The following is a 23,468-nucleotide window of genomic DNA, read 5'->3' as shown; positions in this document are numbered from 1 at the left end:
CATGTAGCTAAAACTAAATCAGGGGGGAGATTATGATAAGAAAGGTTTTTACGACCTTGTCCTTAGGTCTTTTGGTTTTTGGAGTTCCTGTTAAGGCTAAGGCTTATGAGGTAAACGAAAAACTCTCTATCGAGGCAAACTTGACAGGGGTTTACCAGTGGTTAGATAAGAGAAAGGGAGATTTTAAGGACGAGGAAAAAGGGTCTGTGGTTCTTGACGCAAGGGTTACGTTTAAACCTACAGAAAAGGATGAATTTTCTGTAAGAGGTAGTTTTGCCAAAGGAAATGGATTAAAAAAGGTTAGTCCTTTTAAACTCTCCCCTAATTCAGATGACCTCAGGGATGACCTTCACAACATCAACAACCGTTCAAGAGACCATTTGCAAGAACTTTGGTATGCAAGAACCTTTGATCTACCAGGCAACTCAACCCTTAAAACAACCTTGGGAATCATAGACGCAACCGCTTTCATCGACCAAAACCGGTTTGCAAACGATGAATTGACCCAGTTTATGAACGAGGCTTTTGTAAACAACCCGTTGGCTAACCTTGTAAGTTATGACTACGGGGTAGCTGTAGAGTGGTCTAAGGGGCCTTTTAGTTTAGCCTTATTGGGGATGCAAAGTAAAACTGACGAGAATGAGGACCCGAGGTTTGACAAGAAAACTTATAATTATTATGCTGCTCAGGTAGGGTATAAATTAGAAACCTCTCTTGGAGAAGGAAACTATCGGGTTTTTGTCTTTACTACCAACAAGCGTTTCCCTGATTGGGATGGAGAAAAGAAAAAGGCCTTAAAAGGCTGGGGTATTTCTATAGACCAGGATATAATCAAAGATACCCTTGGGGTTTTTGCAAGAGCTGGTTTTCAGGATGATGACGCAGAAATAGACTACAAAAGCATGTATTCCTTAGGGTTGAACTATAAGTTTAAACCCTTTGGTGTAAAAAACGTTGAATTAGGGGTAGGTTACGCTTACCTTAAAGCCTCTTCCAAAAACGAAGAACTAAAACATACACAAGCTGTAGAAGCCTATCTTTCTGTTCCTATATACGAAAAAGAAAAACTCTTTGCCTCACATCTCACCTTTGACTGGCAATGGATGAAAGATAGGCTTAAGTACGAGGAAAACCCAGAAAATAAAGGTCATATCTTCGGGGTAAGGCTAAACTTAACTTTTTAAGCTTTGTAAGACAAATAGTACAAAGGGATAACCCCTCAAGGTTATCCCTCTTAACTTTTAAATATTAACCATATTTAAGTTGATGTTCAGTAAAAAAAAAATTTCCCTCAGATAAAAACAGGTAGAAAATTTCGTATTAAAGGTCTTGAAATTTTTCTAAAATGAGTATTAATAAAAGTTAAGTTTTATATTATTTTGAGGAGGAGGTGGACTATGGGGTTGTGGAAATGTAGTAACTGCGGAGAAACAAAAGAATCAAGGTGTAAGCCTAAAAAATGCCCTAAATGTGGAGAGATGAACACGATGGTTAAAGAAGGGACAGAAGCTAATTCATCCTCTTCTTGTGAGCCTAAGAAAAGAGGATGTAAGAAAAAAGCTGGGTAATTCTATTTATCATGGTAGTTGCTACCTGGAATGTTAACTCTATAAAAGTTAGAAAAGAACAGGTTTTAGAATTTTTAAAGGAGGTCGGTCCAGACCTCCTTGCTTTACAAGAAACCAAGGTAAAGACCGAAGATTTCCCTTTTAAACCCTATCAAGAGATAGGTTATCATGTAGTTCATTCTGGAGGGAAGGGGAGAAATGGAGTGGCTTTACTTTCAAAGGTGGCTCCAAAGATTATAAAACGGGGTTTCGAAAATACTTCAGAGCCTGAGAGTTTTCCTGATGCAGAAGAAAGGCTTATTGGGATAGAGGTTGAGGGCTTTGGTTTCGCTTCTCTTTGGGTTTTTTCGGTGTATATACCAAACGGAGGTCAACCTGAGTCAGATTACTATTACTACAAACTAAGTTTTTTCTGGCAGCTCAAAGAGTTTTTTGAGAAAACCTTTTCTCCTGAGGACCCTATCATCCTTATGGGAGACTTTAACGTAGCCCCAGAAGATAAGGATGTGTTTGCCCCAGGTTTATTAGAAGGACATATCTGTTTTACTGAAAAGGAAAGAAGAGCTTTTTTTGACCTTCTTTCTTTTGGTTTTTATGATACTTTGCGAGAGAAGTATCCCGATGCCCGAGGGGTTTTTACCTGGTGGGATTATCAGTTTGGGGCTTTTAAGAAAAATCAGGGGATGCGTCTTGACCATATTCTTATCACTAGGCCTTTGTTAGAAAAGTTAGGAGACGTTTATGTAGAAAAAAGTTTTCGAACTAAACCTAAGCCGTCAGACCATGCCCCTTTAATAGCTAAATTTTTAGTCTAAAGAGTTTCCCAGTTAAGGCAAGAAGGACAAACCCAGGTTACCCCACTTCTGGTAAACATTCTCTGATTTTCTATAAAACAAGTTTGACAAATGGTAAGACCGCAGTGGGTACAGAGATAACAAAAGGACTGGGATTTTCCACAAAAATCACAGACCCCAGCCCCAACCTTTTTCTTTAAGCTTTTTTTCCTTTACTAAAGGGAGGTAACACTCCCTTTTTTGGTCTTCCATTAATGTTTTCCTACAGGAGAAAAATTTACTTTGAAAGAACCGTCAAGTCTTACAGTTTTTCTTTCGTTAAACTCTTGTTGTTTACCTTTATTCCAGTTCTGTACCGGTCTAAAATAACCAACCACTCTGCTATAAACCTCACAAGGAACCACTTTTACCTTTTGAGTCTTTTCTTCTTTCATCTCAATCCTCCTTGGGTGGGAGTTTTAACTTATAGCTGTATTAGCAAAATTTTTAGCCAGACTAATCGGAAGCTCCATTTCTACCCCAAACCTGTTTAAGTCAGCTTCAGAATGAGGATAGGGGCAGAAGTCATGTCTCCCAGGTAGATAGCCATGTACAGGACAGACAGAAAAGGTGGGTGTGATGGAAAAATAGGGAAGCCTAAAGTTTTCTACCACGGTTTTTACCAGGTCCTTTACCACGTTGGTATCATGGATTTCTTCTCCGATAAAAAGATGAACGACCGTTCCACCAGTAAAAAGTATCTGTAGGTCATCTTGATGGGTAAGTATCTCAAAAATATCGTCTGTATAGTTAACAGGGAGATGGCAAGAATTAGTGTAGTAAGGAGCTTCTTCAGTACCTGCGGTTTTGATCCTAGGGAATTTTTTCTTGTCAATTTTTGCCAGTCTGTAGCTTGTTCCTTCTGCTGGGGTGGCCTCAAGATTGTAAAGATTTCCTGTTTCTTCCTGAAAGTCTGCAATTTTATCTCTCATAAACTTTAATACCTTTATAGCAAATTCCTTGGCATCTGGATCATATATGGGCTTACCTAAAAAGTTAAGACACATCTCATTCAACCCTACAAGTCCTATGGTAGAAAAATGGTTAGCCCAGTAAGCACCTCTCGCCTCTTTTACCGAGCTTAGGTAAACTTTACAATATGGATAAAGTCCTTTTTCAGTAAAATCCTCGATCACTTTTCTTTTGATCTCAAGGGATACCTTAGCAAGTTCCATCAACCTTTCTAACCTTTCAAAAAGATCCTCTTCACAGGTAGCAAGATATCCAAGCCTTGGCATGTTGATGGTAACCACCCCTATACTTCCGGTCAAAGGGTTAGCCCCAAACAACCCTCCTCCTCTTTTCCTCAGTTCTCTCTTGTCAAGACGAAGCCTACAACACATGCTGAAGGCATCCTCTGGGTCCATGTCTGAGTTGACAAAGTTTGCAAAATAAGGTATCCCGTATTTTCTGGTCATCTCCCAGAGAGGTTCATATTCAGGATTATCCCAGTCAAAATCCCTAGTGATGTTATAAGTAGGAATAGGAAAGGTAAAAATCCTTCCCTTAGCATCTCCTGCCATCATTAACTCACAGAAAACCCTGTTTATCATAGACATTTCTTTGTGAAACTCCTCATACACACTGTCTTGAGGTTTCCCTCCTATTATGACATTTGCCTTGGCATAAAGCTTTGAAGGCTTAAGATCAAAGGTAAGATTGGTAAAAGGTGTATTTCCAGTTATAAACACCTGCCCAGCTCTTCTTGCAATTACAGTTTCATTTTCGGTATGAACTGACCAGATGATACCACAGTAAGGAACCTTATCTATTTGTTGGATATAATCAGTTTTAGTCTGAGTAAAGGTTAGCTCATATCTTAATTTTTTATTATTTATTTCGGGTTTGCGTTCTCTTATGGAAACATTGTATCCTGCGAGAACTCCCACTGCCATAAGTCCATCAGCAAAATCTTTATCAGTAGTTGTAATTCTTATCCTCCCTCCATCAATCCATCCATCACCCTTAGCATAAGTTTCAAGGAAAAGACGAGCCTGTCTTTTACTTAACTGATAAAGATAAAAAGGGAATATCTTTTTTGGATTTCCCATTACCGCATGAACAAACTTGCTTGACTCTGGAGAAAGTCTTATATGGATACATTTCCCCCAGGATTCCTGTTCTCTTTCCGTATATTTAAGGTTCAATTTTTCAAGTAAAGCCTTGATTTCTTCGTAATTTTCAGGATGTTTTTCCTTAGACTGATAAATACTAACTCTTTTAGATCCGTCTTTTTCTATTGAACCCTCTGAAAGAACCCAGGCACAAAGCTTTAATTCCTCATCTGAAATGGGATAATCTTCTTTTGAGTTTTCTCCTGTAACAGGTATTGGAATAGGAGATTTAAACCCAAGTATCTCCTCAATAGGCTGAAGGATAAATTTATCTGTATTAAATATTTGTCTTACAACTCTATGGCCAGGTGAGATAAGCTGATCCTGGTTGCGATTTTTTAAGTTATACATTATGCCTTCATACTTCCTTCTAAACACATAAGTAACCTTTGCAGGTTCTATAGTCCCCTTTTCAAGATTAAAAGTATAGATAAAATCTCCTTCATTAACTTCATTCCACCTCTTCCAACCATTTGGAGTTAAAATTTCTGTATCTTCAGAAAGGCATTGAAAACCTACTCTGGTTGGCACATTTACATTAAAGAGAAACTCCTGCATACATTGTTTTACTTCAGGGTAGGTTAGTTTGTCATACCTTACAAAAGGAGCAAGGAGGGTATCAAAGTTAGAAAAGGCTTGAGCCCCAGCCCCTTCTCCTTGAAGGGTATAAAAGAAGTTTACTATCTGTCCAAGGGCAGACCTAAAATGCTTAGGAGGGGCACTTTCAACCTTACCACTCACCCCTCCAAATCCTCTTAAAAGAAGGTCATATAGGTCCCATCCCATGCAATAGGCTGAAAGACAGCCAAGGTCATGAATATGAAAGTCCCCTTCTCTATGAGCTTCGGCGATTTCCTTAGGATAAAGCTTTTCTAACCAATAACGGGCAACGATAGAAGAACTTACATGAAAATTAAGCCCTTGAAGGCTAAAACTCATGTTAGAGTTTTCCTTTACCCTCCAGTCTTCATTGCCGATATATTCCTCTATAAGGTTAATACCGTCAACTAAGGCTTGCCCGATTTCTCTTGCCTGACGCCTCTTTTCACGATAAAGAATATAAGCCTTAGCTACCTCAGGGAACCCTCTTTCCATCAAAGTTCTTTCTATGATGTCCTGGATGGTTTCCACATGAGGAATGTCTCCCTTTTTAAAATAATTTCTGTAAAGAAAGATAGAAACAGCATCAGCTATTTTTTCAGCATCAGCCTTGGTGCCTATTTGGGTAGCCTTCATAGCCTTATGGATAGCGTTTATGATCCTAAAACGAGAAAAAGGAACAACTTTGCCGTTTCTTTTTCTGACTAACGGCTCCATCAAGACCTCCTGTTAGTTTAACTACAATATATTGTGTTTTTTCTTTGAAAATACCACAATATTTAGTTAATTTTAAATTTACAGCTTCTATCCTTTTTTGTCAAGTTTGTTTTTGTTAAAAAGATTTTAAGCTTTGAATTTTTTTAATGAGTTTTTTTGATACTATTTGGACTTCTCTTTTGTGGTATAATAATTTTGTATGGTTTTATATAGACCGTCAAGTCTTGAAGAATTTATAGGTCAAACAAGAATAAAAGAAGAGCTTAAGATATACATTCCTTCTGTAAAAAGCAGACAAGAAGTTTTTCCTCATACGTTTTTTATAGGTGCTCCAGGTCTTGGGAAAACAACCTTAGCAAGGATTATAGCTTTTGAGTTAAGAAGAGACCTTAAGATTACCTCAGGTCCTGTCCTCGATAAAACAGGCACCTTAGCCGCAGTCCTTACAAACCTTAAGGAAGGGGATATACTTTTTATAGATGAGATACATCGTATGCCTAAGGTATGTCAAGAGGTGCTTTATGCAGCCATGGAAGACTTTGCGTTAGACATCGTGATCGGTAAAGGTCAGGTGGCCAAAACCATCAGGTTAAGCCTTCCTAAGTTTACGCTGATTGCCGCAACCAATAAACCTAATCTTTGCTTGGCACCACTAAGAGACAGGTTTCAGCTTATTTTTAAACTTAATTTTTATACTGACGAAGAATTAAAAGAGATTATCATTAAAGTAGGTAAAGCTTACGGTCTTTACATAGACGAAAAGCCAGCCTTAAGTTTAGCCAAGGCTTCAAAGGGCATCCCCAGGCAGGCTATAAACTTATTAAGGAGGTTAAAAGATTTTGCCTGGTTAACTCGTAGCCAGTCAGAAGAACCTATAAAAGTAGACGAAGGCTTGGTAAAAGAGTTTTTAGAGCTTTTAGACATAGACGAATGGGGACTTACTCCTGAGGACAGAAAGTGCCTTTTAACATTATATAAAGAGTTTAAGGGTGGTCCGGTGGGTTTAGGGTCCCTTGCTTTATCTTCAGGTATAAGTGTTGAAGAGTTAGAAAGTATCTATGAACCAGCCCTCATCAGGTTAGGGATGCTTGCTCGCACAAGAAAAGGAAGGGTGCTTACCCAAAAAGGCTATCTTTATCTTAAAGAAAGGTTTGGTATAAATCCCTTGGAGGAAGGTTTATGTCTCTTTTCAAAATAAGCCCTTATGGTCTTAGGGAAAAAAAGGGAAAAGAGGTTATCGTGGCCTCAACTGCTTATGACTATACCTCTGCTCAGATTGCTGAGGCTGCAGGAGTAGATTTTATCCTTGTTGGTGATTCGGCGGCGATGGTGATGTTAGGACATGAAGATACCTTCTCTATTGGGATGGAAGAGATGCTTCTTTTTTGTAGGGCAGTAAGTAAAGGGGCTCCTAATACTATAAGGATAGGTGATTTGCCGTTTTTAAGCTATCAGGTTTCAAAGGAACAGGCAGTTTATAATGCAGGTTTGATGATCAAGGAAGGACGGTGTCATGGAGTTAAGGTAGAGGGTGGAGAAGAGGTGGCAGAGGCGGTTGAAGCTATTGTTAGGGCAGGGATACCTGTACTTGGGCATATAGGCCTTACCCCTCAAAGGGCGGCGGAGTTAGGTGGCCTTAAGGTTCAGGGTAAAACCATAGAAAGTGCCAGAAAGTTGATAAAGGATGCCAAGATTTTAGAGAAGGCAGGAGTTTTTGCTATAGTTATAGAATGTGTGCCTGCAGAGCTTTCTAAGGTGATAACCGAAAAAGTAAACGTTCCTACCATAGGTATAGGTGCAGGTCCCTTTGTGGATGGACAAATCTTGGTTTTTCATGATATAGTAGGTCTTTTTAAAAGGTTCAGACCTAAGTTTGTTAAGGCTTATTTTGATGGATTTGGTGCTTTTAAAAAGGCTTTAGAGCAATATATAAAGGAATGTAAAGAAAAAGTGTTCCCTTCTGAAAAGGAAAGTTTTTCCCTTTCTCAAGAGATTCTTAAAGAATTGTTAGAAGATTAAGGGGTTGTTTTTATAAAAAATTGGTGTAAAGTTTTCAAATTATAAAAATTTTATAAGGGAGTGTTGTCTTATGGCTAAGGTTAAGATGAAGACTAACCGTTCAGCTGCCAAAAGGTTTAAGGTTACTGCTAATGGTAAGATTATGCATAAAAAAGCCGGCAAAAGTCACCTTCTTAGGAAAAAGAGCAGAAAAACCAAAAGGCACCTTAAAAAATACAAAGAGATTTTTGCTGGGTTTTATGATCACGTGGCTAAGATTATCCCATATAAATTTTAGTTTGAATCTTTAAATTACAGGAGGTAAAAGTTTATGCCAAGGGCTAAAGGTGGTTTTAAGACCAGAAGAAGGCATAAAAAACTTTTAAAATTAGCCAAAGGCTACTGGGGACAGAGGAAAAACGTCTACAGAAGAGCTAAGGAAACCGTAGAAAGGGCTTTGGTTTATGCTTATAGGGATAGACGCCAAAAGAAAAGAGATTTTAGAAGACTTTGGCAGATAAGAATTAATGCTGCTGTAAGACCTTATGGTTTGAATTACAGCAAGTTTATGGGAGGTCTTAAGAAGGCAGGGGTTGACCTTAACAGAAAAGTGCTTGCCTATCTTGCGGTAACTGAGCCTGAAACCTTTGCGAAGCTGGTTGAAGTGGCTAAAGCTCAGTGGCAATGATGGTAATCGAGGAACTGGAACAACTTAAACAAGAAGCTTTAAAAAATGTTGAAACCCTTTCTACTCTTGAAGAACTTAACGCGTTTCGTCTAAAATATTTAGGAAAAAAAGGGGTCCTTACCAGCTATCTTAAAAAGCTTAAGGACCTCCCTTTGGAAGAAAAAAAACAAGTTGGAACCATCTTAAACGAACTCAAAGATCTCTTAGAAGAAATTTTAGTCAAAAAAGAGCAGGAAATTCTTTTTAAACAGGAAGATATTCTTCCAGGCTTAGACCTTACGCTTCCTGGAAGAAGGCCTGTAGTAGGGGGTCTTCATCCATTAACCCAGGTTATTAAGGAAATCTGTGAGGTTTTTGGGCGTTTAGGCTTTGATATGGTTCAGGGCCCTGAGGTAGAGACAGAATATTATAACTTTACCGCTTTGAACATCCCAGAATGGCATCCAGCAAGGGATATGCAAGCAACCTTTTATCTTAAAAACGGAAGTATCCTCAGAACCCACACCTCCCCTATTCAAATAAGGACTATGCTTGAGAGAAAGCCTCCTTTAAGGATCATCGCTCCTGGTAAAGTCTATAGATGCGATGACGATGTAAGACATTCCCCGATGTTTCATCAAATAGAAGGCTTGATGGTGGACAAAGAGGTGAGTTTCTCTGACCTTAAAGGAGTCCTTACTTATTTTGCTAAAGAGGTTTTTGGAGAAAAGACCAAGGTTAGGTTTAGACCAAGCTATTTTCCTTTTACTGAACCAAGTGTTGAGATGGACATCAGTTGTGTGATTTGTAATGGAAAGGGATGTAGGGTTTGTAGTGGTACGGGTTGGTTAGAAATTTTAGGGGCTGGGATGGTGCATCCTGAGGTGTTTAAGTCGGTTAATTATGACGTTTCTATATGGCAAGGTTTTGCCTTTGGGCTTGGTATCGAAAGGATAGCGATGATAAAATATGAAATAGATGACATCAGGCTGTTTTTTGATAACCATCTATATTTCCTTGAAAGTTTTAAGTAAAGACCTTTAAATCTTTAGCCTAAGACAGGAGAGACCTTATGAAAATCCCCGTCAGTTGGCTTTCAGAGTTCATAGACCTTCAAAAGTCTCCAGAAGAGATTGCTGAAATCTTTACGATGGGTGGTATCGAGGTTGAAGCAGTAGAAGATCCATACCAACGTTTGGGAGAGATAATCTCGGTAAAAATCATAGAAGTTTTAACTCCAGAAGACCTTAAGGAAGTAGCTCTTTGTAAAGTTACCGACGGGAAAGAGGTCTTTACAGTCTTTACCACGGCTAAAGATCAGGTAAAACCAGGACTTATTTTAGCCTTAGCCAAACCTGGGAGTAATACTTTTTCCGGAGATAAGGTAGAAGTAAAGAGGGTAAAAAAGTATCAATCTGAGGGGATGTTTCTCTCTCCTTATGAAGCTGGGACAGGCCCTGAAAAGGAGGTCTTACTGGTTTTACCAGAGGGTTCTCCGTTAGGAAGGTCTGTTTATGAAATTTTAGGAATAAATGAGGCTGTGTTAGAACTTGCGGTAACTCCTAACAGAGGAGATGTACTTTCTGTCTTGGGTGCAGCAAGAGAACTTCATTTGTTAACTTCCTGGGAGTTAAAACCTCTTCTTTTTGAGGATTACTTAAAAGAAGGTAAATATTTTAAAGGTGAGATCAAGATTTTAGAGCCTGAAGGTTGTTTTAGGTATATAGGGAGAACCTTTGAAAACGTTCAAATAGGGGAAAGTCCTTTTTATATTCAAAAGAGACTATGGGAATGTGGTTTAAGACCGATCAACAACGTGGTAGATATCACCAATTATGTTCTTTTAGAATTAGGACAGCCTTTACATGCATTTGATTGGGACAAGATAAATGGGCATGCGATAATCGTTCGTAGAGCCTATCCTCAGGAAAAATTAATGATGCTTGACGGGATAGAGAGAACTCTTACAGAAGAAGATTTGGTGATAGCCGATGCAGAAAAAGCCCTTGTGCTTGCGGGTATCATGGGAGGAGAGGAGTCAGGGGTTTCTGAAGAAACAAAAAATCTTTTTTTAGAGGCTGCCTGGTTTAATCCTAAATGGATAAGGATGAGTTCTCAGAGACACAAGGTTTCAACTGAAAGCTCCTACAGGTTTGAAAGAAACATAGATCCTGAGGGTATACCTTTAGCGGTGTTAAGGGCTACTCAGATGATCTTAGAGACAGCCAAGGCCGAGCGTTTTTCTGAGATGGTAGACCTTTATCCTAAGCCTTATGTATATCCTCAAATCGTGTTATCACAAAAAAAGGTAACCAAATATTTAGGGTTTTCTCTTCCTGTAGAGGAAATAAAAGGTATTCTTTCGAAGGTGGGTGAGGTAAGGTCTATAGGAGATAGTTTTGAAGTAAAACCTTTTTCCTACAGACAGGACTTAAAGATACCAGAGGACTTGATCGAAGAGATCGCCAGAGTATATGGATACGAAAAAATACCTACTACTTTTCCTAAAGCAGACCTTTGGGCTAAAGGGAAAAGCCCATTTTTAAGGTTAGAAGAAAAGGTAAAGGAGCTTTTTAGAGCCTTTGGATTTTTTGAGGTAATTACCTATAGTTTTATAGACCCAAAGGATTTAGACAGACTTCATCTCGATCCAGAAGACCTTAGGTCTAAACCTTTAGAGATAGCTAATCCTCTTGCCTCTAACCAGTCTGTGATGAGAACTACTTTAATCCCTGGGCTTCTCAGGACTGCTTGTTTTAACTTTTTTAGAGAGGTTAATTCTCTTGCTATCTTTGAAACAGGAAAGGTCTTTATACCTAATCAAGAACTCCTCCCAGATGAGCCTTTATACCTGGGATTTTTATTGATGGGACAAAAGAATACCGAGAACTGGCATGGTCAACCAGAAAAATTTGATATTTATGACCTTAAAGGTGTTTTGGAGGAGTTTTTTGAGATCCTAACCCTTGAAGTAGCGTTTAAGCCATATTCTGAAGAGCCTTTTTTAAAACGCGGTCTTTCTTTTGACCTTTATCTTGGAGAAGAAAAAATCGGTTTTGCAGGAGAAGTAAAAACCTTTATATTAAAGAGTTTTGACCTTAAGACCAACGTATTGGTGGGGGAGATAAACTTAAAAAAGATTTTGAAAATTTTCCCTTCTTTAGGTAGCATTAAAAAGCTTAAAAAGCCTCCTAAGTTTCCTTCTACCACCAGGGATGTAACCTGTGTAGTTGATAGAAATTTTGAGGTGGGAGAGATATTAGCTTTTATTAAAAATTTATCTATTCCTTACTTAGAGAAGGTCAGCTGTGTGAAGGTTTATGAAGGCCCACCTATTCCAGAAGGTCAAAAAAGCGTAAGTTTGAGGTTTTGGTATAGAGCTGAAGATAGAACCTTAACCGATGAAGAGGTCAATCACATTCAAGATGAGGTAGCTAAAAAGATTTTTGATAAATTTAACGCTAAACCACGATGAAAAAGACGATAACCAAAAAAGAAGTAATAAAGGTTTTGGCTGAAAAGACTGGTCTTTCTAAGAGGACCTTAGGTAGGATTGTGGAAGAAATCTTAGAAGAAATAAAACTTGGGTTAGAAAGAGGGGAAGAGGTTCAGATAGTAAGGTTTGGAAGTTTTATTCCTTATAAAACCAAGGAGAAAATAGGGAGGAACTTAAAAACTGGGGAGGTCGTCAAGATACCTTCGTTTAAAAAGGTAAGGTTTAAGATAGCTCCTCAGTTTAAAGCTGAACTTCAAGATGAAACCTAAAAAGCCTTTAGAAACCCTTTATGTTCCTCTTTCTGAGGTTGCTCAACTTTTAAATATAAAACCTCATGTGCTTTATTACTGGGAAAAAAAGATCCCCCAGCTTAAACCTTATCGAATTTCTAACAGAAAGTTTTACAAAAAAGACCAACTTGAACTTCTTTTTAAGGTAAAAAAACTGATAGAAGAAGGGTATACCTTAGAAGGGGTTAAAAAGTTTTTGAACCTTTATAAACTTGAACAACCAGCCCTTTTCAGTCCAAAAGAGGTCCTTACAAAAGAAAAAGCCCTGAGAAAGCTTATCAGGGAAGTAATCAAAGAACTTAAAGAAATCTACAAGTCTTTATAAAAATTACAATCCTTAAGTTTCCTATTTTCGGCTGGTTTTGCTAAATAAATCTAAACTTTGAGAGATTTTAAATAGATAAAAAATTTTTTTTAAATTTTTTGAAAAGGTATTGACTTTTATTTTAAAATGAATTATTTTTAATTTAAAATTTTTATAAAAAGGAGGGGGTTATGGCGGAAAAACTTGGACTTTATAAATGTCAGGTCTGTGGAAACATAGTGTTGGTGATGCATGGAGGAAAAGGTCAGTTGGTTTGTTGTGGAAAACCTATGGAGTTACAAACTCCTAATACAGTGGATGCGGCCGTTGAGAAGCATGTTCCTGTGATAGAAAAAGAAGGAGATGTCTATAAGGTAAAGGTAGGAAGTGTGCCTCATCCCATGACAGAGGAACATTACATAGAGTGGATTGAGTTGCATGCTGATGAAGATAAGGTTTACATTAAGTTCTTGAAGCCTGGGGAGGCTCCTGAGGCGGTGTTTGAGGTAAAAGCAGCCAAGGTAGTGGCTAAGGAGTGGTGTAACCTTCATGGATATTGGCAAGGCGCATAAATTTTAAAGGCAGGGGTGAAGTTATGGCTGACAAACCTAAAAAATATAAATGTAGCAGGTGTGGTTACATCTACGACCCTGAACAAGGAGATACAAAAGGAAATATACCTCCAGGGACACCTTTTGAGAAACTACCAGACAACTGGAAGTGCCCAAGATGTGGAGCTCCTAAAAATATGTTTCTACCTTTACCCGATTAATTAGTAAAATAAACAGGAATACGTTTTATGGAAAAGAAGCACAAGAAAGGAAAAAAATATAGGTGTAAATGTTGTGGTTACCTTTATGACCCGGAGAAAGGGGATCCTTCAAGGTTTGTTTCTCCTCCAGGAACTTGTTTTGAGGACCTACCTGAAAGCTGGACTTGCCCTCATTGTGGGGCTAACAAGACTACCTTTAAGGAAGAGGAAAGAGGTTTTTAAGTTGTTACTTAAACCATAAAAATTAAACCAGGAGGTTACCTATGAAAAAGTACAAGTGTAGTGTTTGTGGTTATGTTTATGACCCGGCCAACGGGGATCCTGACAATGGTATTCCTGCAGGCACTCCTTTTGAGAGTCTTCCTGATGATTGGACCTGTCCGATTTGTGGAGCAGCTAAAAGCGATTTCGTACCAGAAGATTAATTGATCAAAAGAAGGGAGGAAAATCCTCCCTTCTTTACCTTTAAAAATTTAGAGGTGATGTTATGAATAAAATAGCCTTTTTTGCCTTTAAAGAAGAGCCTATGTGTTTTATCCATGTTTTGTTAAATGCTTTGGATGCAGCAGAAAAAGGTCTTGAAGTAAAGGTAGTTTTAGAGGGTGCTTCTACCAAGTTAATTCCTGAACTTTTTTCCGAAAAGAGCGTGTTATACAATCTTTTTCAAAAATGTTTAGAAAAAAATCTTATCGCAGGTGTTTGTAAGGCTTGTGCACAAAAGATGGGGACGTTAGAGGTAGCTAAAGAAAAAGGACTTGAGATTTTGGAAGATATGTATGGGCATGCTGGTATGGCAAACTTTATAAAAAAAGGTTATACTATCATTACACTCTAACTCTAAACATATTAAATGATTGCAGGAGGAGTTTATGGAGCCAGTTAAGATTAAAGAAGGGATTTATTGGGTAGGAGCGGTAGACTGGCATGTAAGAAATTTTCATGGTTACACAACCATTAAGGGTACTACCTACAATAGTTACCTTGTGATCGATGAAAAGGTTACGCTGTTTGATACCGTAAAACACGGTTTTGAGGATGAGATGCTTGGGCGTATTTCTAAGATAATCAATCCTGAAAAGATTGATTATTTAGTGGTAAACCATATTGAACCTGACCATGCAGGAGGTTTCAGCTATATTGCTCAAAAAATCAACCCTGAAAAGATTTTCATTACCAGAAACGGAAAATTAGGGCTTTCTGCCTATCTACATAACACTGACTTTCCCTTTGAAGAGGTAAAGACGGGATACGAAGTAAAGATAGGTAAAAGAACCATCCGGTTTATAGAAACCCCGATGATACACTGGCCTGATAGCATGGTGAGTTATATTCCTGAAGAGAAGATCCTTATTTCTCAGGATGCCTTTGGACAGCACTACGCAACCAGTGTAAGGTTTGATGACGAGGTAGACTACTGTGTTTTAATCCAAGAGGCAGCTAAGTATTACGCTAACATCGTTTTACCTTTTTCTCCTCAGGTTCAAAAGCTGTTAAAAACCATAAAAGATTTAGGTCTTGAAATAGAGACCATTTGTCCTGACCATGGTGTGGTTTGGAGAAGCAAGATAAAAGACATTTTAGAACTTTATGATAAGTGGAGTTCTTATGAGGCAGATAATCGGGTGGTGATAGTTTATGATACTATGTGGAAGAGCACCGAAAAGATGGCTTATGCTATTGCTGAAGGAGTTGTTAAAGAAGGTGTAGAGGCGAGGGTGTTTAAACTTTCTGTTTCTGACATAACAGATGTGATGACTGAGGTTATGCTTGCTAAAGGTGTAGTTTTAGGTTCTTCCACCCTTAACAACAACCTGCTTCCTACCATGGCTTCCTTTGTAACCTATATGAAAGGACTTAGACCGAGAAAAAAATTAGGGTTTGCCTTTGGTTCCTACGGATGGAGTGGAGAGGCAGTAGCTCAGCTAAACGAGTATTTAAAAGAGATACAGGCTGAGGTTATCCACGAAGGTATAAAATGCAAGTATGCTCCTAATCAAGAAGTACTTAAAAGCTGCGCAGATTTGGGAAGGCTTTTAGCTCAAAAGATAAAAGAGGTATAAAAAGAGGTTGGTTTTGCCTAATCTTTACCAGCCCCAACTTAAAAAGAGGGTCCTCAAGACTTTAGAAGAGGACCCTCTTTTTAAGGCAATAGAAACTATAAAGACACTTCCCCCTTCTAAGGTGGTAAGCTTTTTAATCGGGGCTTTTTTGCATAAAGATGAAATGGTAAGGTGGAAGGCTATAGCCTGTTTTGGTGTGGTTGTAAAGAAAATAGCAGATCAGGATATAGAGAGAGCAAGGGTAGTAATCAGAAGGCTTATGTGGATGTTAAATGAGGAGTCAGGGAGCATGGCTTGGGGGGTTCCTGAAGGATTTGCTGAGGCGATGTTTTATTCAGAGGTTTTGAGGAAAGAATATCTTTCGATTTATGTTTCTTACATCTGGGACCCAAAGGATGAAAGAAAATATAAGGCAGATAATTACTTGGAGTTTCCTCCGGCTCAGAGAGGGATAATCTGGGGAATAGGGAGATTAGCTCAAGCTAAGACTGAGGACCTCATCGAAAGAAAGGCGCATGTTTATGTGTATGATCATATCTTTTCTACAGACAAGATAGTAAGCTTCTTAAGTTTATGGTCACTTTCTCAGATTTCTCCTGATTTGTCTATTCTTAACTTAGACCCAACTCCGATAAAACAACGGTTAGAGGAGTTTAAAAAAGAAAGATTTCGGCTCCTTATGTTTGATGGCCAAGATATCCGATATAAAAGTTCAGAAAGTTTAGTTTTTAGGGTTTAATTTTTAAAAAATTGTTTTATATTTATCTCGCTATGAAAACAGCGGCTCAGGTTTATAAAAACATAGACTTAGAAAAGATTTTAAATTATTTTTCTGAACAGCTTCAAGATTTAAGGGGGTGTCTTTGACCCCGATTCTATCAAAAAACGCCTTTCTCAGATAGAAGAAGTTTTTCAACAAAACAACATCGACTGGGAATCCCCTTCTATTAAGAACCTGCTTAAAGAGCGTGCAAGCCTGATAGAAAGGTTAAATCTTTTTGAAGATTTAGAAAAAGATTTTTTAAACCTTTCTGAGTGGTATGAACTTTACAAAGAGGAAAAAAATCCAGATTATTTAGAAATCCTTTTTGAAGACATAGAACGGTTTGAAAAAAAACTAAAGAAAGAAGAAAGCAAGCTTCTTCTTTCCGATGAGTATGACTATTCTTCTGCCATTTTAAGCATCCATGCAGGAACAGGAGGCACAGACGCTCAGGACTGGGCTTATATGTTGCTAAAGATGTATGTAAAGTGGGCTGAAAAAAAGGGATTTTCGGTAAAATTGGTAGACAGCCTGCCTGGAGAAGAGGCAGGGATAAAGAGTGCAGTAATTTTAGTTGAAGGCTCTTGGGCTTATGGGTATCTTAAAGGAGAAAAAGGTATTCATAGGTTGATTAGAATATCACCTTTTGATGCTAATGCAAGAAGACATACTTCTTTTGCTTCGGTAACGGTAATTCCTGAAATAGACGAAAACATAGAGGTGGAGATAAGACCTGAAGACTTAAAGATTGAAACTATGAGGGCAGGTGGCCACGGAGGCCAGCATGTTAACAAAACAGAAAGTGCGGTTAGGATTACCCATATCCCTACAGGGATAGTGGTTTCTTGCCAGAATGAGCGAAGTCAACATCTTAACAAAGCCATAGCTTTGAAAATATTAAAATCAAGATTATATCAGTTAGAAAAGCAAAAACTTGAACAGAAAAAAGAAAGTCTGATCGGTGAAAAAAAAGAAATAGGTTGGGGTAATCAGATAAGAAGTTATATCTTACATCCTTACAAGGTGGTAAAGGATCATCGTACCCAGTTAGAGGTTTTTAAGGTGGAAGATGTTTTAGATGGAGAGATAGACGATTTTATCCGGGAATATTTACTGTGGGATGCAAAGCAAAAGCTTAATCAAAAAACTTAAGGACTAAGGGGTGCTTTATGGACAAACCAAAAGCCTTGGTAATGTTAGAAGACGGAACCTACTTTTGGGGAAGGTCTTTTACCATAACCGGAGAAACCTATGGTGAAATAGTGTTTAACACAGGGATGACCGGTTATCAAGAAATACTTACCGACCCCTCTTATTATGGTCAGATAGTAACCATGACTTATCCTCTTATCGGAAACTATGGGATCAATTCTGAAGATATGGAAAGCGAAAGGATTCAAGTAGCGGGTTTTATCGTAAGAGAATATCAACCTTTTTACAGCAACTGGAGGGCTGAAAAGTCTTTAGGAGAGTGGTTGATTGAAAATAACGTTTTGGCGGTAGAGGGAATAGACACCAGAGCTTTAACCAGGCACCTTAGACTTTACGGTTCTATGAAGGGAGGAATAACCACCGAGACTTTGGATCCTAAAAAATTTTTAGAAAAGATAAAAGAGAGTCCTGATTACGTAGGTAGGGATTTAGTCCAATATGTTACTTGTAAAGAGCCTTATTACTACGGAAAACAGGGGAAGGAAAGGTTAACCACTTTTAAGGGGGAAGCTAAGTACAAAATAGCGGTGTTAGACTGTGGGTTAAAGTTTAATCAGTTAAGGTTGTTTGTAGAAAGAGATGCCGAGTGTTTGGTGTTTCCGTGCTATACCTCAGCTGACGAGATTCTTGCCCATAATCCTGACGGGATTTTCCTTTCTAACGGTCCAGGAGACCCTGCACCTTTACAGCATATCGTAAACACAGTAAAACAACTTTTAGGTAAAAAACCTATTTTCGGTATATGTTTGGGGCACCAGATCTTAGGACAAGCCTTGGGAGCTACTACTTATAAACTAAAGTTTGGACATAGAGGGATAAACCATCCTGTTTTAAACCTGATAAACAAAAAGGTAGAGATTACTTCTCAAAACCATGGTTTCTGTGTTAAAAAAGAAGAGCTTCCTAAGGATACGGTGATTACCCATGTAAATCTTAACGATGACACCCTTGAAGGGATTTTTGTTCCAGACCTTAGGGCAATGTCAGTCCAATACCATCCTGAAAACGCACCTGGGCCTCATGATTCAGTCTATCTTTTTGACAGCTTTTTAAAACTGGTGGAGGGAAAGGTTGAAAATATATACCCCTAAAGATTTCCCTTTACCTTTTGAAACCGCTGTTACTATAGGAAGTTTTGACGGTATCCATTTAGGACACAAAAACCTTTTTAGAGAAACTTTTGCCCTTAGCACCGAGTTAGGCGTAACCCCGCTGTTAGTTTCTTTTGACCCTCATCCTCGAACTGTTTTGTTTCCTGAAGCCAACTTTAAACTTTTAACCACCTTTGAAGAAAAACTTGACCTTTTTTTTCGTCTAAACATAGAACATGTTGCTATAATACCTTTTTCAGTTAACATGGCCAAGCTTACCCCAGACCTCTTTGTAGAAGAATACTTAGTAGATAGTCTTAAGGCTAAAGGAGTAGTTATAGGTTTTAACTTTAGGTTTGGCAGAAAAAGAGAGGGTGACCCAGAATTTTTAAAAAGATTAGGAGAAAGGTTCGGTTTTGTGGTAAAGACAGTAGATCCTGTTACTGTCGATCATACCACGGTTTCAAGCACTTTGATAAGACAAACCATCGAAAAAGGAGATATAGAAAAGGCCAATCTTTTTCTTGGACATCGCTACTTTCTGATAGGAAAGGTGATAAAAGGTCAAGGGCTAGGAAAAAAACTTGGATTTCCTACGGCTAACATAGAAATACCTAAAAATAAACTTTTGCCCCCCTCAGGGGTTTATGCAGTGTGGGTTTATTACCAAAATCAAAGGTTTAAAGGGGCTATGAACATTGGAGTTAAACCTACCTTTGAACAAAAAGAACTCACTGTAGAAGTCCACCTTTTAGGATTTAACCAAGAATTGTACGGAAAACAGCTTAAAGTAGAGTTTGTTAAGAAAATTAGACCAGAAAGAAAATTTGGGTCTATAGAAGAACTTAAAGCCCAAATCAGTAAAGATTGCCGATTGATAGACACAATCTTAACCGATTAAGCTTTATTTTCTTCTTTTAACATCTCTACAAACTGATCATAAACATTTTTCTTTTTACCTATTTTTTTGGGAATGTTAATTCCTCTTTTTCTTAGTTCATTGACGATTTTATTAACTTGAAATTTACTAATTCCTAATTTTTCTGCTATCTCAGATGCACTCATTTTGGCATAGTTTTCATATACAAATTTTACATCCTCAACTGTAATAAATCTACTTCTTTTTCTCATAATTTTTCCTCCTATTGTTCTGTTTTGGAATTTTAAATTATAACCTAAGAAAAAAATAAATCAATAATATAAGTAGATAAGCTTGGAACAATAATATAATAAAAACCAAATATTGTAGTTATTGAGTATAAAATAAAGTGTGTAAATAGTGTGGAGATTTTTAGGTTCAATTTTTAAAAGATTTTGTTATAATGAAAGGTATAAAATGGGTAATAAAGTTGCTGTGATATTTGATGAGATTTTTTTAAAACATGATCCTGGCAGTTTTCATCCTGAGAGACCAGAAAGAGTAAAAGTTATTTTAGAGAGATTAAACAAAGAAGATTTAAGGCCATTAATACAAATTTTTCCTCCTGAAAAGGCCGAAAAAGAAGAAATACTTTGGAACCATACAGAAAGTTTATACAACTTTATAAAGACAAGTGCAGAGAAAGGTACTTTTCAGATAGATGCAGATACAGGAGGTAACGAATATTCTTTTGAGGCTGCTTGCTATGCAGTTGGTGCTCAAAAAACTGGATTAAAGCTTATTTTTGAAGAGGGTTTTGATTATGTGTTTGCCTTGGTCAGACCACCTGGACATCATGCAGAAAGAGATCGGGCCATGGGTTTTTGCCTTTTTAATAACATAGCTCTTGCAGCCTACTATGCAAGAAATTATTACGGAATTAAAAGGATTTTAATAGTAGACTTTGACCTTCATCATGGAAATGGGACCCAAAAGTCTTTTTATCATACTGATGAAGTTTTGTTTTTCTCTACCCATCAATATCCTTATTATCCAGGAACTGGAAACTATGATGAAATAGGAACAGGTTATGGAAGAGGCTATACGATAAATGTTCCCCTGAAGCATGGATGTGGAGATGACGACTTTATTTTCTTTTATCAAAACCTTCTTAAACCTATAGCGTTTCAATATAAACCTCAGTTAATACTTGTCTCCGCAGGTTTTGATTGCATGTTAGATGATCCTTTAGGAGATCTTGAGGTTAGTTGTAAAGGAATCGCTATAATTACTGAGATATTAAGAGAGATAGCATATAATTTTTGTAATGGTAAAATTTTGTTTTCTTTAGAAGGGGGGTATAATTTAAAAAATCTTTCAGAGGGTACCGCAACTTTAATTAAAACATTGATAGAAGAAAAAAAGAGGTTTTTACATTATGAGGTTTCACCTTCTTCTTATGCTTTAGAGCTTTTTAGGAAAATAAAGGATTTGCTTGCTTTTAAAGGATTTTGGGAGATTTAAGGTTAAGTGGCTATGGAAGAAAAAGTGTTAGAATTTAAGGTAGAAGAACATGATGGAGGAAAGAGGTTAGATGTTTTTTTGAAAGAAAAAATTTCAGACTTAAGTCGAAGTAGAGTCCAAGAGTTGATCGAAACATCCTTGGTTTTGGTAAACGGTAGACCAGTAAAACCAAGTTATAAAATCAAAATACAAGACTTTATTCAGGTTAAAATCCCTAAGTCTAAACCTTTAGAGCTTAATCCTAAGGATGTTCCTTTTGACATAATTTACGAGGATGAACATATAGCTATTATCAACAAACCTGCCGGGATTGTCGTTCATCCTGCCCCAGGGCATTTGGACGATACTTTGGTCCATGGCTTATTAAAAAGACTTAAAAATCTCTCAGCCATCGGAGGGAAAATACGTCCTGGGATAGTACACCGTTTAGACAAGGATACCTCAGGTCTTATGCTGGTTGCCAAAAATGACATGTCTCATAAGTTGCTGGTAGAGGCTTTTAAACAAAGATTGATAGAGAAAAACTATTTAGCTATTCTCTACAAACATCTTAAACCCCAGCAAGGTAAAATAGAAACCTTTATCGGACGCCATCCTACCCACAGAAAAAAGATGGCAGTTCTGAAAGAAGGAAGGCTTGCTGTTACTTTATATGAGGTAAAAGAGTATCTTAACAAAGCATGTCTAGTTGTTGCCAAACCTGTTACCGGAAGAACCCATCAACTAAGGGTTCATTTTTCTTTTTTAGGGCACCCAATCCTGGGAGACCCTATCTATGGAGGGTTAAAACCTGATGTTCCTAAACCACCAAGGTTGATGCTTCATGCCTTTCGGTTAAAATTTTTCCACCCTATCTCAAACATAGAGATGGAATTTGAAGCCCCTATCCCTGAAGATTTTCAAGTTTATTTAAGCCTGGTTAAAAAATGAAAAAAATAGCCATTACTGGAGGAGTTGCTACAGGTAAGACCACCTTATTGAACCTTTTACGGGAATTAAGCTGTCCTGTTTTTTCTTGTGATGAGGTAGTAAAAAAACTTTATGAGCAACCTGAGATTAGAGAAAAAATTTACCAGTTGTTTGGGACTTTGGATAAAAAAAAGATTTTAGAAAAAATCATATCAGATGAAAAGGCAAAAAAGTCTTTAGAAGAGGTTTTGCATCCAGCGGTCAAGGCTGAATTAAAAAGATTTTTTGAAACCTGTAGGCAAAAAGGAGAAAAGGTGGTTTTTGTTGAGGTCCCTCTTTTGTTTGAATGTGGATGGGAGGAGATGTTTGATGAGGTTTGGGTGGTTGTTTGTTCCTCAAAAACCCAGCAAGAAAGGATTAAGACAAGGTCAACCTTTCCTGAGTTGGTTTTAAAACTGGCAAGCTTACAATTCCCCTTAGAAGAAAAAGCCAAAAGGGCACATAGGCTTTTTTCTTCAGAAAAACCCTTAGAGGTTCTTAAAGAAGAAATTAAGACTATTTTAAAGGAGTTTCGATAAGACTAATCCCTTGCTCTGTGTACCCATGAAACATATAAGAGTCTCCTAATTTTTTAACATTTAGGTCATGAAGGCGTACAGCCTCTTTAAGAGTTGGTATTGGATCTCTCTCTATCGCAGAAATTCCTTTTTTATCTCCAATAATCACAGGGCCGATCATGTAACAGACCTCATCTACCAAACCTTCTTCTAAAAAACTCCCATGGACTCTGGCGCCTCCTTCAACCATTATTGAGTTGATACCATGTTCTAAACATTTTTCCATCAAAAAGTTCAGGTCTATTTTGCTATTTTTTAACGGAAGTTTCCAAACGAGAACCCCTGCGTTTTGAAAGGCTTTTTCTTTTTCTTGGGGCACCTTTTCCTGGCAGACTATAATCGTTTGAGCTTCATCTAAGGTTTGAAAGACCTTATAATCCAAGCTAAGACTTAGATTGGTATCAAGAATAATCCTTATAGGGTTTTTTCCTTTTTTTAACCTGCAGGTAAGAAGGGGGTTGTCTTTAACTACCGTGTTTTTCCCAACCAGGATGGCATCAAACATTCCTCTTAGCTTATGGGCGTATGCTCTTGCTTTTTCCCCGGTTATCCATTTTGAATCACCGGTAGAAGTAGCAATTTTGCCGTCTAAGCTTGCCGCAACTTTTAGTAAAATCCAGGGTCTTTTTCTTAGGATTCTGCTAAGAAAAAAACGGGTTAAAATTTTTACTTCCCTTTCTAATACCCCGGCTTTGACTTCTATTCCTTTTGAAGCAAGAAACTCAAGGCCTCCTTTAGCTACAGGGTTTGGGTCCCTTATTCCACAGACCACCTTTTGGATACCACTTGCTAAAATTTTTTCGGTGCACGGAGGGGTTTTCCCATGATGGTTGCAAGGCTCTAAGGTAACATAAAGGATAGCCCCTTGGGTTCTCCCCCTTGCTTTTTCTATGGCTACTACTTCTGCATGAGGTCCTCCGTAGTGCTTATGATAACCTTTGGAGATTACTGTGTGAGTAACAGGATCTACCAGGACCGCCCCTACCACTGGATTAGGAGAAGTGTAGCCTAACCCTTTTTCCGCCTCTTTGATAGCAAGTTTCATGAAAAATTCGTCAGACAACTTTTTCATCG

26 protein-coding genes and 1 pseudogene are annotated in these 23,468 nt (G+C 37.9%); 24 read left to right on the top strand and 3 right to left on the bottom strand.

Annotation, left to right across the window (positions count from 1 at the left end; translation table 11 throughout):
* Nucleotides 1-32: 32 nt before the first annotated feature.
* The 3 genes from HL41_RS05785 to xth all read left to right on the top strand — a co-directional run bounded on the left by HL41_RS05785 (nt 33) and on the right by xth (nt 2,383).
* Complete coding sequence (locus tag HL41_RS05785; RefSeq protein ID WP_038060169.1) at nt 33-1,184, top strand: carbohydrate porin; 1,152 nt, start codon at nt 33-35, stop codon at nt 1,182-1,184.
* 213 nt (nt 1,185-1,397) lie between these two features.
* Entirely contained in the window at nt 1,398-1,568 is a 171-nt protein-coding gene (locus HL41_RS09495) for an RCKP-type rubredoxin-like domain-containing protein (protein ID WP_022855451.1), read from the top strand.
* A gap of 11 nt (nt 1,569-1,579) precedes the next feature.
* Nucleotides 1,580-2,383: an exodeoxyribonuclease III gene (gene xth, locus HL41_RS05780; protein ID WP_022855452.1), complete on the top strand. Its 804-nt coding sequence runs from the start codon at nt 1,580-1,582 to the stop codon at nt 2,381-2,383.
* Between the two features lie 230 nt (nt 2,384-2,613).
* Here the strand turns inward: xth and HL41_RS09315 are convergent.
* Nucleotides 2,614-5,832 (bottom strand): annotated as a pseudogene (locus HL41_RS09315) (ribonucleoside triphosphate reductase).
* Between the two features lie 199 nt (nt 5,833-6,031).
* Between HL41_RS09315 and ruvB the strand changes: the two are divergent.
* The 18 genes from ruvB to HL41_RS05690 all read left to right on the top strand — a co-directional run bounded on the left by ruvB (nt 6,032) and on the right by HL41_RS05690 (nt 19,386).
* Nucleotides 6,032-7,030, top strand: coding sequence for a Holliday junction branch migration DNA helicase RuvB (gene ruvB / locus HL41_RS05765; protein ID WP_051754533.1), 999 nt, complete (start codon nt 6,032-6,034; stop codon nt 7,028-7,030).
* Nucleotides 7,012-7,851, top strand: coding sequence for a 3-methyl-2-oxobutanoate hydroxymethyltransferase (gene panB, locus HL41_RS05760; RefSeq protein ID WP_038060171.1), 840 nt, complete (start codon nt 7,012-7,014; stop codon nt 7,849-7,851). The genes ruvB and panB overlap by 19 nt, the downstream gene beginning before the upstream one ends.
* Nucleotides 7,852-7,921: 70 nt before the next feature.
* Nucleotides 7,922-8,128 carry a 50S ribosomal protein L35 gene (gene rpmI / locus HL41_RS05755; protein ID WP_022855457.1) on the top strand — a complete coding sequence of 69 codons (207 nt, stop codon included), beginning with the start codon at nt 7,922-7,924 and terminating at the stop codon, nt 8,126-8,128.
* Between the two features lie 33 nt (nt 8,129-8,161).
* Nucleotides 8,162-8,518, top strand: a complete 357-nt coding sequence (gene rplT / locus HL41_RS05750) for a 50S ribosomal protein L20 (protein WP_038060172.1) — start codon at nt 8,162-8,164, stop codon at nt 8,516-8,518.
* Entirely contained in the window at nt 8,518-9,531 is a 1,014-nt protein-coding gene (gene pheS / locus HL41_RS05745; protein ID WP_028843067.1) for a phenylalanine--tRNA ligase subunit alpha, read from the top strand. Before rplT ends, pheS begins: the two co-directional genes overlap by 1 nt.
* 38 nt (nt 9,532-9,569) lie before the next feature.
* The gene (pheT, locus tag HL41_RS05740) at nt 9,570-11,972 is read left to right on the top strand and encodes a phenylalanine--tRNA ligase subunit beta (RefSeq protein WP_038060173.1); all 2,403 of its coding nucleotides are present in this window, start codon (nt 9,570-9,572) and stop codon (nt 11,970-11,972) included.
* On the top strand, nt 11,969-12,262 hold the full coding sequence (locus HL41_RS05735; protein ID WP_022855461.1) for an HU family DNA-binding protein: 294 nt from the start codon (nt 11,969-11,971) through the stop codon (nt 12,260-12,262). The genes pheT and HL41_RS05735 overlap by 4 nt, the downstream gene beginning before the upstream one ends.
* On the top strand, nt 12,252-12,608 hold the full coding sequence (locus tag HL41_RS09075) for a MerR family transcriptional regulator (protein WP_051173040.1): 357 nt from the start codon (nt 12,252-12,254) through the stop codon (nt 12,606-12,608). Before HL41_RS05735 ends, HL41_RS09075 begins: the two co-directional genes overlap by 11 nt.
* A gap of 170 nt (nt 12,609-12,778) precedes the next feature.
* Nucleotides 12,779-13,159, top strand: coding sequence for a desulfoferrodoxin (locus tag HL41_RS05725; protein ID WP_038060174.1), 381 nt, complete (start codon nt 12,779-12,781; stop codon nt 13,157-13,159).
* A 23-nt stretch (nt 13,160-13,182) separates the two neighbouring features.
* Nucleotides 13,183-13,359 carry a rubredoxin gene (locus tag HL41_RS09430; RefSeq protein WP_081890666.1) on the top strand — a complete coding sequence of 59 codons (177 nt, stop codon included), beginning with the start codon at nt 13,183-13,185 and terminating at the stop codon, nt 13,357-13,359.
* Between the two features lie 27 nt (nt 13,360-13,386).
* Entirely contained in the window at nt 13,387-13,581 is a 195-nt protein-coding gene (locus HL41_RS09425) for a rubredoxin (RefSeq protein WP_038060175.1), read from the top strand.
* 41 nt (nt 13,582-13,622) lie between these two features.
* Complete coding sequence (gene rd, locus HL41_RS09305) at nt 13,623-13,784, top strand: rubredoxin (protein WP_081856490.1); 162 nt, start codon at nt 13,623-13,625, stop codon at nt 13,782-13,784.
* A 62-nt stretch (nt 13,785-13,846) separates the two neighbouring features.
* On the top strand, nt 13,847-14,194 hold the full coding sequence (locus tag HL41_RS05715; protein WP_038060177.1) for a phospholipase D-like domain-containing protein: 348 nt from the start codon (nt 13,847-13,849) through the stop codon (nt 14,192-14,194).
* A gap of 34 nt (nt 14,195-14,228) precedes the next feature.
* Nucleotides 14,229-15,419, top strand: coding sequence for an FprA family A-type flavoprotein (locus HL41_RS05710; protein WP_038060178.1), 1,191 nt, complete (start codon nt 14,229-14,231; stop codon nt 15,417-15,419).
* A gap of 13 nt (nt 15,420-15,432) precedes the next feature.
* A complete protein-coding gene (locus HL41_RS05705; RefSeq protein WP_051754532.1) occupies nt 15,433-16,158 on the top strand; it encodes a DVU0298 family protein in 726 nt (241 codons plus the stop codon).
* Between the two features lie 32 nt (nt 16,159-16,190).
* Nucleotides 16,191-17,334, top strand: a protein-coding gene (gene prfB / locus HL41_RS05700; RefSeq protein ID WP_144241974.1) for a peptide chain release factor 2 whose coding sequence is annotated in 2 segments (ribosomal slippage) — nt 16,191-16,283 and nt 16,285-17,334 — 1,143 coding nt in all. Because the reading frame shifts where the segments join, the coding sequence is not laid out codon by codon here.
* A 17-nt stretch (nt 17,335-17,351) separates the two neighbouring features.
* Complete coding sequence (carA, locus tag HL41_RS05695) at nt 17,352-18,485, top strand: glutamine-hydrolyzing carbamoyl-phosphate synthase small subunit (RefSeq protein ID WP_038060181.1); 1,134 nt, start codon at nt 17,352-17,354, stop codon at nt 18,483-18,485.
* Nucleotides 18,466-19,386, top strand: a complete 921-nt coding sequence (locus HL41_RS05690) for a bifunctional riboflavin kinase/FAD synthetase (protein WP_038060182.1) — start codon at nt 18,466-18,468, stop codon at nt 19,384-19,386. Before carA ends, HL41_RS05690 begins: the two co-directional genes overlap by 20 nt.
* Here HL41_RS05690 and HL41_RS05685 read toward each other — a convergent pair.
* Nucleotides 19,383-19,616 (bottom strand): winged helix-turn-helix transcriptional regulator, encoded by a 234-nt coding sequence (locus HL41_RS05685; RefSeq protein WP_038060183.1) that lies wholly within the window; start codon nt 19,614-19,616, stop codon nt 19,383-19,385. The two genes, HL41_RS05690 and HL41_RS05685, sit on opposite strands and share 4 nt — an antisense overlap.
* Before the next feature lie 205 nt (nt 19,617-19,821).
* On the opposite strand from HL41_RS05685, the gene HL41_RS05680 reads away from it, so the two are divergent.
* The 3 genes from HL41_RS05680 to coaE are packed head-to-tail and all read left to right on the top strand — an operon-like array spanning nt 19,822 to nt 22,355.
* On the top strand, nt 19,822-20,868 hold the full coding sequence (locus tag HL41_RS05680) for a histone deacetylase family protein (protein WP_051754531.1): 1,047 nt from the start codon (nt 19,822-19,824) through the stop codon (nt 20,866-20,868).
* A gap of 12 nt (nt 20,869-20,880) precedes the next feature.
* Nucleotides 20,881-21,798, top strand: a complete 918-nt coding sequence (locus HL41_RS05675) for an RluA family pseudouridine synthase (protein WP_200870693.1) — start codon at nt 20,881-20,883, stop codon at nt 21,796-21,798.
* Nucleotides 21,795-22,355 carry a dephospho-CoA kinase gene (coaE, locus tag HL41_RS05670; protein WP_038060187.1) on the top strand — a complete coding sequence of 187 codons (561 nt, stop codon included), beginning with the start codon at nt 21,795-21,797 and terminating at the stop codon, nt 22,353-22,355. Before HL41_RS05675 ends, coaE begins: the two co-directional genes overlap by 4 nt.
* Here the strand turns inward: coaE and ribD are convergent.
* On the bottom strand, nt 22,333-23,466 hold the full coding sequence (gene ribD, locus HL41_RS05665) for a bifunctional diaminohydroxyphosphoribosylaminopyrimidine deaminase/5-amino-6-(5-phosphoribosylamino)uracil reductase RibD (RefSeq protein ID WP_051754530.1): 1,134 nt from the start codon (nt 23,464-23,466) through the stop codon (nt 22,333-22,335). The two genes, coaE and ribD, sit on opposite strands and share 23 nt — an antisense overlap.
* Nucleotides 23,467-23,468 lie beyond the last annotated feature (2 nt).

Origin of the sequence: Thermodesulfobacterium commune DSM 2178 (assembly GCF_000734015.1) — a bacterium.
Classification (GTDB): Bacteria; Desulfobacterota; Thermodesulfobacteria; order Thermodesulfobacteriales; family Thermodesulfobacteriaceae; genus Thermodesulfobacterium; species Thermodesulfobacterium commune.
Note: the sequence above shows the minus strand (reverse complement) of the source record. Positions and strands in the feature narration are given on the sequence as shown.